The 2,870-nt window shown below is 61.6% G+C and carries 3 protein-coding genes; all 3 read left to right on the top strand.

Features of this window, described 5'->3' with window-relative positions:
- Positions 1-310 precede the first annotated feature (310 nt).
- Positions 311-1,288 (top strand): hypothetical protein, encoded by a 978-nt coding sequence (locus tag EN991_RS30595; protein ID WP_127370147.1) that lies wholly within the window; start codon positions 311-313, stop codon positions 1,286-1,288.
- 644 nt (positions 1,289-1,932) lie between these two features.
- Positions 1,933-2,289 (top strand): SPW repeat protein, encoded by a 357-nt coding sequence (locus tag EN991_RS30585; RefSeq protein ID WP_027162069.1) that lies wholly within the window; start codon positions 1,933-1,935, stop codon positions 2,287-2,289.
- Positions 2,290-2,501: 212 nt separating this feature from the next.
- Positions 2,502-2,870 (top strand): alcohol dehydrogenase catalytic domain-containing protein (locus EN991_RS30580; protein ID WP_164769481.1); only part of this gene is annotated, 369 nt, incomplete at its 3' end.

The raw sequence follows: 2,870 nt of genomic DNA, 5'->3' as shown, positions 1-2,870 counted from the left end.
TTTGCGCCGATGGCCCGCCGCACAGGCGGGTTTTTCGTTTGATGCTCCGTCAGCCAACGCGCCGACGAGCTCGAAGGAACCCGCCAACCCGAGTTCGTTGCCCTGCTTCAAGGATACGAAGACGTCCGCCGCAAGCCTGGAGCCAGCATGTCGGCGTAGGGCCGTTGCATGCGTCGACCTGCTTTGCGGATCTTCATGCGGGCGCGCTAAACAAGATGTGTTTCGCCTGATAATGCGAGGCCATCTATGATCGATTCTCGCGGCAATACCGCAAGAAATCGCCATTCGCTTCGACAGGAGAATTGATCCGGTGCGGTTGAGATCTGTTTGTCTGGGCGTCGTCGCCAGCTTTTTCGTCGCCGTCATCGCCGTGACGGTGTCGGCTCGATCCTTTGCCGCATCATCTGACGTTCCGGCCTGGTTGCAGGCTCATGTCGGCAACAGCGAGGGCCAGATCTCACAAATTGTCCTCGAACGAGCCCGCGCGCTTTATCGGAAGAAGGTCGCCCAAGGGGCCGTCAAGAACCCCTGCTACTTCGCCATGGATGCGACACGCCCCAGCGATCTGGGCAATGGCGTGCTCGGCCGCCGCTACTACGTCATCTGCGAGGGCAGCGAGTCCTTCCGCGCGATTTCGTCGGGTCATGGCAGCGGGCGGAATCTGAAGGGTGTCGTCGATTTTTCGAACGGCAAGCGGTGCGCGAAGAACTTCGGCAATGCGATGGATTCATCGTTGACGGCCGGCGGCGCCTATATGACCCGCGAGGCGAAAACCTCGTTCAAGGGTTATTACCGCACTGGTGCGAAACGGGACGTGGCTTTCCAGCGCACCTTCATCCAGTTCGACGGCGAAGGCGAAGCCGCGAACGCCAGGCAGCGGGTGATCGGCGGCCACGCGGCCCAGGTGCTGCACGGCCTGTGCCTGCGCAAAAATCCGAACAGCTCGCATGCCGACCATGACGGCTTCGTGCCGTTCGGCAAGCTGGTGGATTATGCCGGCGGTCGCAGCAATGGCTGCACCAGTTGGTCGCCGGCGGATGCGCAGCAGATTATCCCGATGGTCAAGGACAATCCGACGACGCTCTACATCTACCCGGAATCGCGCGACATCGCCGCGGTCGCAGCCAACCATTCACAGCCGGGCACCTATTGGAACGCGTCCTGCCTGAAGGAAATCGGCACACCGAAATTCTGGCCGCGAAAGACCCTCGAGCCGATCATCGCCCAATACAGGAAGGATCATCCGGCACCGCCGCCGCAGCCAGTGCCGATTTGCACGCAGCCGTGACGTCCGCTTCGGCATGCGAACCATGCGCATTGATCAGCAACCCGTCGTGAACCGGTATCGATCCCGATCTCCGAGGTTTGCCAGCGTCTGACTCCCCGCGCGTCGTCGATGTCGGTAAGCCAAAGGCTGGGATAGGTTCATTTGTAACCTCGGCGCGTTGGTCCCCAGAGACAACGCGCGCCCATGGCGCGGGCGGCCGCCGCCGAGAAGGCCGCCGAAACGAAAGGCGCATCCGGTCGTTCCGCCGCCGCGCGCAAGGCAGTGACCAAGGGTACCCGCGGCAGGAAGGAAGCGGCACAGAAGGCTGCCAGAACGCGAACACATCACGCTTACATTGAACGTCTTCTTCGAGGACTGGCGCTCCGGGTGACGACTATGATCGAGAGGCGATCACATGGGTAATCGCCTGCGCCTCGCACCTTCCCGCCGCGTTGTATGTCGCGAACGGATCGGGAGTGGCTGAATGCTCCCGGCGAGGAGAGTTCCCGGTGCCGTGCCAGGCCGATTGGTTGGAACCAACGGCCTGCTCTCCAGTTAGAAAGCCAGCAAGTCTGGTTGTAGCCTTGCCGCCATGTGACCCGACGGTTTCAAGGCCGCCGATTGAGCTTCGGAAGCGTGGAGAGCACGCTTGATGGAGAAAAATCATGAACCAATGGTCAAACGCCAAGCTCTGTGACGTAGCAAATCTGGTCCTCGGAGCAATTCTCTTCTTCTCTCCATGGATATTCGCCTTCGCGGCGGGGACACAGTCCCAGAATGCCATGGGCAGCGGCATCGTGATTGTCGTGCTTTCGGTTGCCGCCCTCTTCGCCTTTGCTGTCTGGGAGGAATGGCTGAACCTCGTTGTGGGTCTTTGGGTAGTTGTGTCTCCCTGGGTGCTTGGATTCCAGGCAACCACAGCCATGGGCGTGCATGTTGTAATCGGCGTTCTGGTCGCGGTGCTGGCTGCGATCGAGCTGTGGATGATGAACCAGAACCCGCCGACGCAGTCTACGGCCTAGCAGGACTGGGCGTCCTTGCGGCGGCCTGATCGTGACGGATTGGCCGCCGACAAATTGGCATCCCGCTGGGTCGCCGATGACGGTGGAAAATCATCTGACGGTGGCCCCCCGGGAGGCCAGCGTGCCTGCCGCCGCAACCCCGGTTGCACAGCCGCTGACGACAGCCCTGCAGACAGCGTCGCCGACAGCCAGACAACAGGAGGTATGCCGACATGAAAGCAATCCGCATCCACGCTTTTGGCGGACCTGAGGTCCTTTCGATCGATCAGGTCCCCTCGCCTCAGCCGCTTGACGACGAGGTTGTGCTCAGGGTCCGCGCCGCAAGCGTCAATCCGATCGACTACAAGACCCGCGAAGGGTCGGTGAGCGAGACCCTGCCGGTCACGCTCGGGCGCGACGTATCCGGCACGGTGGAAATATGCGGTACGCGGGCGCATACGTTGAAGAAGGGCGACCCGTTGTTTGCGATGCTTGGTCATGACCGGGGCGGCAATGCCGAATATGTCGTGGTCAAGGCGACGGAGGCGGCTGCCAAACCGGATCGTCTAAGCCATGTCGAAGCCGCGGCGGTGCCGCTTGCC

Origin of the sequence: Mesorhizobium sp. M7A.F.Ca.US.005.03.2.1, from assembly GCF_003997795.1 — a bacterium.
Taxonomy (GTDB): domain Bacteria; phylum Pseudomonadota; class Alphaproteobacteria; order Rhizobiales; family Rhizobiaceae; genus Mesorhizobium; species Mesorhizobium ciceri.
Note: the sequence above shows the minus strand (reverse complement) of the source record. Positions and strands in the feature narration are given on the sequence as shown.

Coding starts and splice junctions, on each gene's coding strand:
- EN991_RS30585 (WP_027162069.1), top strand. CDS start 1,933: ATGAACCAATGGTCAAACGCCAAGCTCTGTGACGTAGCAAATCTGGTC.